The 6,097-nt window shown below is 73.1% G+C and carries 6 protein-coding genes and 1 pseudogene; 3 read left to right on the forward strand and 4 right to left on the reverse strand.

Translation table 11 applies throughout. From position 1 onward, the window contains the following. Positions 1-5 precede the first annotated feature (5 nt). Together AB0I15_RS48940 and AB0I15_RS48945 are read right to left on the reverse strand one after the other, a co-directional pair. Positions 6-623 (reverse strand): TetR family transcriptional regulator, encoded by a 618-nt coding sequence (locus tag AB0I15_RS48940; RefSeq protein WP_358113005.1) that lies wholly within the window; start codon positions 621-623, stop codon positions 6-8. Then, positions 620-943: a multidrug efflux SMR transporter gene (locus tag AB0I15_RS48945; protein WP_358113007.1), complete on the reverse strand. Its 324-nt coding sequence runs from the start codon at positions 941-943 to the stop codon at positions 620-622. The genes AB0I15_RS48940 and AB0I15_RS48945 overlap by 4 nt, the downstream gene beginning before the upstream one ends. Before the next feature lie 127 nt (positions 944-1,070). Between AB0I15_RS48945 and AB0I15_RS48950 the strand changes: the two genes are divergently transcribed. The 3 genes from AB0I15_RS48950 to AB0I15_RS48960 all read left to right on the forward strand — a co-directional run bounded on the left by AB0I15_RS48950 (position 1,071) and on the right by AB0I15_RS48960 (position 4,191). Next, on the forward strand, positions 1,071-2,027 hold the full coding sequence (locus AB0I15_RS48950; RefSeq protein ID WP_358113009.1) for a radical SAM protein: 957 nt from the start codon (positions 1,071-1,073) through the stop codon (positions 2,025-2,027). An 86-nt stretch (positions 2,028-2,113) separates the two neighbouring features. Continuing rightward, positions 2,114-2,815: a TetR family transcriptional regulator gene (locus AB0I15_RS48955; RefSeq protein WP_358113011.1), complete on the forward strand. Its 702-nt coding sequence runs from the start codon at positions 2,114-2,116 to the stop codon at positions 2,813-2,815. Continuing rightward, the gene (locus tag AB0I15_RS48960; protein WP_358113012.1) at positions 2,812-4,191 is read left to right on the forward strand and encodes a hypothetical protein; all 1,380 of its coding nucleotides are present in this window, start codon (positions 2,812-2,814) and stop codon (positions 4,189-4,191) included. The genes AB0I15_RS48955 and AB0I15_RS48960 overlap by 4 nt, the downstream gene beginning before the upstream one ends. A gap of 6 nt (positions 4,192-4,197) precedes the next feature. Here AB0I15_RS48960 and AB0I15_RS48965 read toward each other — a convergent pair whose 3' ends face one another. Together AB0I15_RS48965 and AB0I15_RS48970 are read right to left on the reverse strand one after the other, a co-directional pair. After that, entirely contained in the window at positions 4,198-4,791 is a 594-nt protein-coding gene (locus AB0I15_RS48965) for a TetR/AcrR family transcriptional regulator (protein ID WP_358113014.1), read from the reverse strand. A gap of 474 nt (positions 4,792-5,265) precedes the next feature. After that, positions 5,266-6,097 (reverse strand): annotated as a pseudogene (locus AB0I15_RS48970) (hypothetical protein); the annotation flags it as partial.

Here is a 6,097-nt window from a genome sequence, read left to right on the forward strand (position 1 = left end):
AGGGCTCAGGTGGGGGGCAATGTGTTTTCGAGGGCGAGGTGGAGGAGGGTGCGGGCTTCGTCGAGGGGGCGTTGTTCGACGAGGTGTTCGAGCCAGAGGGTGGAGATGGTGGTGTAGAGGAGGCGGGCGCGAGGGTCGGTGGGGGGTAGGTGGAGGGTGTCGGCGATGATGCGGACGCAGCCGTCGGTCCAGCGGCGGGCGATGGTCTGCAGGACGGGGTCGCGGCCGGCGTGGACGTAGAGTTCCCACAGGCCGAGTTGGCGGGTGCGGTCGGCGGTGGCGACCTGGTCGGTGATGGCGGTGAGGCCGTGGTGGGTGATCCAGGTGCGGGTGGTGGTGAGTTCGGTTTCGATGAGTTGGGCGAAGGCTTCGGCGAGGAGTTGGTCGCGTGAGGTGAAGTAGTAGGTGGTGGCGGCCAGGGGCAGGTGGGCGCGTTGGGCGACGGCTCGGTGGGTGACGGCGGCGAATCCGCCTTCGGTGAGCAGGTCGACGGCGGCGGTGAGGAGGGTGGTGCGGCGGCGTCGGCCGCGGGCTTGGGTGGGGGTGGTGTGGGGGTGGCCGGGTGGTGGGTGGGGCGGGGGGCCGGGGTGCGGGTCGGGGTGGGGGTCCTGGTGCGGGTTCAATGGCCACCTGCGAGGTTGAGGACGATGACGCCGCCGATGATGAGGAGGATACCGCCGATCTTGAGGGGGGTGAGGGTCTCTCCGAGGAAGGCGGCGCCGATGAGGGCGATGGCGGCGGTGCCGGCGCCGGACCAGACGGCGTAGGCGGTGCCCATGTCGAGTTGGAGTTTGAGGGCGCGGGCGAGGAGGGTGAAGGAGGTGATGTAGCCGGTGGCGACGGCGATGGTCCAGCCGAGGTGGGTGAGGCCGTTGCTGAGTTTGAGTGCGGTGGTGGCGAGGACTTCGGTGATGATGGCGAGGGCGAGCAGGAGCCAGGCCATGGTGTGGTTTTCCCCTTGGTGCGCGGTGAAAGTGGTACGGGTGTCCCGATTTTAGTGGGGCGCCGCTCCCCCGCCGGGTTGCGGAACGGCTTGAAAACGGAGTCGAATACGTGTTCCACTGGGTGGTGTGGGTTGGGACGCGCTTCCGCTTGTCGACGCCGCCGACGACGGGCGCCCGTTGATCGAGCGGCGGGCGGTGCTGCGCGACGGCTTTTACGAGTTGCAGGCCCGCACGGTGATCGAGCGGGTGCCGCAGGCCGCGGGCATCGCCCAGCGGTGGGCCGTTGCCCCCTACCGTGGCTGCGCCCATGCCTGCCGCGGTTGCGGTGCCCGCGCGGGTCATCGGCGGCTGGGGCTGGATGCGGGGCGGGATTTCGACTCGCGGATCGTGGTGCGGCCGAACGTGGTGGAGCGGTTGCGGGCGGAGTTGGCGCGGTGGGACGGCCAGGAGTTGGCGGTGGGGGTCGGGGGTGACGGTTATCAGCCGGCCGAGGAGCGGTATCGGTTGATGCCGGGGGTGATCGGGGCGCTGGCGGGGGCGGGGGTGCCGTTCACGGTGTACACCAAGAGTGCGCTGGTGTTGCGGGATGCTCCGGTGCTGGCGCGGGCGGGGGCTCGGGTGGCGGTGTCGATCGCGTTCGTGGACGAGCGGATCCGGCGGGCGGTGGAGCCGGGGGCGCCGTCGGCGCAGGCGCGGCTGGAGCTGGTGTCGGCGTTGGTGGAGGCGGGGGTGGAGTGCCGGGTGCGGATGGCGCCGGTGTTGCCGTTGCTGAGTGATGCGGCCGATCAGTTGGCGGCGACGGTGCGGCGGATCGGGCAGGCGGGTGCGGTGGCGGTGGAGCCGGTGGTGTTGCGGCTGGTGCCGGGGACGCGGGAGTGGTATTCGGCGTGGCTGGCTCAGGCGCATCCGCATCTGGTGGAGCGTTATGAGGAGCTGTACGACCGGGCGGGGTTGCCGTCGCCGGATTATGAGGGGCGGATCACGGGGCAGATCGCGCAGTTGTGCCGGGTGTACGGGATGCGGTGCGGTGCTCCTGAGGTGGTTGCCGGGGAGCCGCGGGCGGCGCAGTTGGCGCTGGTGTGAGCCGATGGGTGTGTGGTCGGGGTTGAGGGCCGCCCGCAGAATTTTTCCAGTTGCTGGAATTTTCCATCAGCCGTATGTTGTGGGGCGTGGAAGAGTCGCGGCGTGACCGCAAGAAACGCGAGACCCGGCGGCGGATCGTCATGGCGGCCATCCGGCTGTTCGACGAGCAGGGCTATGAGCAGACCACGGTGACGCAGATCGCCGCGGCGGCCGACGTCGACCCCAAGACGTTCTTCAACTACTTCCCCAGCAAGGACGAGGTGTTGTTCGTCGACGTCGAGCAGGACTTCGGCGTGCTGCTGGAGGCGGTCGGGCGGCGCCGTCCGGACGAGGGGCCGGGCGAGGTGCTGGCCCGGATGGTCCAGGAGTTCGCCGCCCACCGCCGGCCCAAGATCCCGCGCCGGGAGCCCGAGGAGCTGTCGGCAGCGGCCCGGCTGGCCATGACGACGCCGGCGATGCAGGCCAAGGGCCTCTACCTGATGCTGGAGCTGCAGCGGCGGATCACCGACGCGCTGCTGGAGGTGTTCCCGGAGCTGGATCCGGTGACGGCGGCGGCGATGACGGGGGCGCTGATGGGCGCCATCCAGCAGGCGAGCCTGGCCAGCGTACGGCTCGGCCGGTCGCAGGAGGAGCTGTGGCAGGCGAGCCGCCACGGTGTGGAGGTCGCGCTGCGCGGCCTGCTGGCGGTGCCGCCGCGGGGCGGCGGTCCCCCGCCCGCCCCAGAACAGGACCCAGAACAGGACCCCGGGCAGACCCTTCAGCCGACCGCGGAAGAGAGCGCGTCATGACGACAGGAAACGATTCCCGTGAGCCGGCCCGTGACGCGCGGCGCGCGCTGCGGGAGGGGCCGGCCGGGATCGCGCGGCGGCAGCGGGCCCGCATGGCCGAGCTGGTGGCCTACGCGCGCGCCCGTTCGCCGTACTACCGCGAGCTGTACCGGGGGCTGCCGGAGGAGGTCGAGGATCCGGCGGTGCTGCCGGTGACCGGCAAGAAGGAGCTGATGGGGCGCTTCGACGACTGGGTCACCGACCGGCGGGTGACGCTGGAGGGGGTGGAGGCGTTCGTGGCCGACCCCGAGCTGGTGGGGCGGCGGTTCCTGGACCGGTACCTGGTGGTCACCACGTCGGGCACCAGTGGCCTGCGGGGCCTGTTCGTGCAGGACGAGCGGAACCTGGCGGTGCACCTGGCCGTGGGGATGCGCAACCGGGACGTGCTGGGGTTCGGCGCTCTCGTCCGGGTGCTGGCGCGCGCCGGGCGTACGGCGATCGTGACGGCGCCCGGCGGGCATTTCGCCACGGTGGCGGGGCCGGCCCGGTTCCGGCTGGAGCGTCCGCGGCTCGGCCGGATGATGCGGGTCTTCTCCATCCACCAGTCGATGGCGGAGCTGGTGGAGGAGCTCAACGCCTACGATCCCGCCACGCTCACCGGCTTCGTGAGCACGCTGACGCTGCTGGCCGGGGAGCAGGAGGCCGGGCGGCTGCGCATCCGGCCGGCGGTCGTCATCCCCGGCGGCGAGACGCTGACGCCGCAGGCCCGCGAGCGGATCGCCGCCGCGTTCCAGGCCAGGGTCCGTGCCGCGTACGCCGCCTCGGAGTGCGGGTTCCTGACCTTCGGCTGCGCGCGGGGCTGGTATCACGTCAACGGCGACTGGGCGGTGCTGGAGCCGGTCGACGCGGCCCACCGGCCGGTCCCGCCGGGTGAGCAGTCGCACACCGTGCTGATCAGCAACCTCGCCAACCGTGTCCAGCCGATCCTGCGCTACGACCTCGGCGACGGCGTGCTGATGCGGCCGGATCCGTGCCCGTGCGGCAGCCCGCTGCCCGCCGTCCGGGTGCAGGGCCGGGTGGCCGAGCTGCTCTCCTTCCCGTCGGTGCGCGGCGGGGACGTCGGCATCTTCCCCATGGCGTTCGGTTCGGTGCTGGACGTGCCGGGCCTGCAGCAGTATCAGCTCGTCCAGACCGCGCCGGCCACCTTGCGCGTGCGGTTGCGGCCCGCGGACGGCGCCGACACCGACCGGGTCTGGCAGGCCGTGCGCGGCAACCTCGCCCGGTTGCTGGGTGAGCACGAGGCGGGCGGGGTCAGGCTCGAACGGGCCGAGGAGCCGCCGCAGCGCTCCCCTGGTGGCAAATACCGCAGGATCATCCCCCTGGCCGCGGGGCGGTGAGCGCCGTCACGCCGGGTCGTGGGGGGCGAGCCAGTGGCGGGTGAGGTCGCGCAGGGCCTGGCGCCAGCGCTGGGGCGGGTCGCCGGAGGCGATCGCGTCGCCGGCGCTGTGCAGGACGGAGAACAGGAAGGTGGCGGCGATGTGGGGGTCGACGGGGCGGAAGGCGCCTTCGGCGATGCCGCGGCTCAGCGCCCTGGCCACGGCGGTGATGACGTCGGCGCGGTCGTCGACGGGGGCGCCGGTGGCGGGGGTGTGGAAGACGGCGTGGTGCAGGCCGCCGGGCTGGGCGATGGTGTCGAGGGCGGCGTCGCATTCGGCGTCGATGGTGGCCCACCAGTCGAGGGGGCCGGGGGTTTCGGCGATCCGGTCGAACCGGCCGACGTAGTCGCGCAGGACGCGGTCGCGTACGGCGGCCAGCATCTCTTCCCAGGAGGTGAAGTAGACGTAGAAGGTGCCTTTGGCCGAGCCTGCCTCGGCTGCGACGGCCTGGACCCAGTTGGTCACCTGCCGGCCTGATTCCAGGAGGCGGATGGCGGCGTCGATCAGCTCGCCGCGCCTGGCCTCGGGGGACAGACGCCGACGGCTCCTGGAGGTGACCACGGCGACAGGCTAACGGAACGCGCGCGGGGCGTGCGCCGTCTGCTCCCCCGGGCGGCCTTCGGGCGGGTTCAGGCGGGGTTCTTCAGGTCGCGGCAGGCGGCTTCGGCGGCGCCGTACAGTGAGGCACCGGCGCCCACCTGCTCGCTCAGGCCCTCGACGCCGGGTCACCGTCCTGGCCCCCGATCCCCCGCCATGCCCACCCGACGCTCCTGCGGGACGACGTGCTGGAGCCCGGCGGCACGCGCTTCCCGGCCACGACGCGGTGCTGTCGTGCCTGGGAAGCGCCCACCGCCGGCTGACCTGCCTCACCTCGGCCTGTCCCCGACACGCCGCCGGTCCGGCGGCTGCCGATCGGCCGGGTGGTCCGGCCGCGCGCCGATCTGGCGCACTACCTGCTGCACCCTCTCGACGACCGGCCGAGGTGGCGGGCCACGATCGAGATCGCCGGCGCCGGCCGCCCGGGTGAGGGGCGGGTCATCCTCCGACGTCGCGGCGGCGCAGGGCGAGCAGGCCGCCCCCGAGCAGGATCGCCGCGACGGCCGACAGCGCCAGGGCCGGCACGGCGGGCGCGGGCCCCGCGGCGAAGGCGTTGGGGACGTAGTGGAACGGCTCCAGCGGGCTGCCGCCCCACTGGCCGTACAACGGGCCCGCGACCTGCCCGAGCACGGCGGTCAACACCCAGACGGCCCAGCAGATCGCCGTGCTCGCCCGCGGCAGCAGCCCGTAGGCGAGCACGCACACCGCCCCGACGCACCAGGCGGCCGGTACGGCGCCCAGCGCCCCGGCCAGGAAGCGGGGCAGGTCGGTGGCCAGATCGCCCACCAGCAGCGCGTACAGCGTGCCGAACACGAGCCCGGCGACCGCCATCAGCGCCGCCGTGCCGAGCCCGGTCACGACCAGGTGCCCGGCCGCCCACCGCAGCCGGGTCACCGGTGTGGCCTGGACGGCCTCCGCGCGGCCCGAGGTCTCCTCCCGGCGCAGCCGCAGCGTCATGAGCACCGGGTACAGGGCGATGGTGTAGGCGAGGATGAGGATCATGTACCAGGAGTAGGCACCGAGCGTGTCGTCGGCGGGCACGCCGAGGATGGCCGTGATGTTGCGGACCACGATGCTCGGCCGGGACAGCAGGTCCTGGGCCAGCGGGCTCAGCCCGGCGGCCACCGCCGCGAAGAACGCCACCCCGCCCGCCCACGCCGCCAGCAGGCCGCGGTGCAGCCGCCCTCGTCGCGCTCGACGGCGAGCCGGGCGATGTGGGCGTCCCCTTCGGCTCGGCCAGAGGCTCCAATGGGCCCCCGATTTGCGTGCT

Source organism: Nonomuraea sp. NPDC050643, assembly GCF_040654715.1.
Taxonomy (GTDB): Bacteria; Actinomycetota; Actinomycetes; order Streptosporangiales; family Streptosporangiaceae; genus Nonomuraea.

Excerpts from the sequence above, each read along its gene's own strand:
- AB0I15_RS48960 (WP_358113012.1), top strand. The coding sequence starts at position 2,812 with ATGACGACAGGAAACGATTCCCGTGAGCCGGCCCGTGACGCGCGGCGC.
- AB0I15_RS48945 (WP_358113007.1), bottom strand. The coding sequence starts at position 943 with ATGGCCTGGCTCCTGCTCGCCCTCGCCATCATCACCGAAGTCCTCGCC.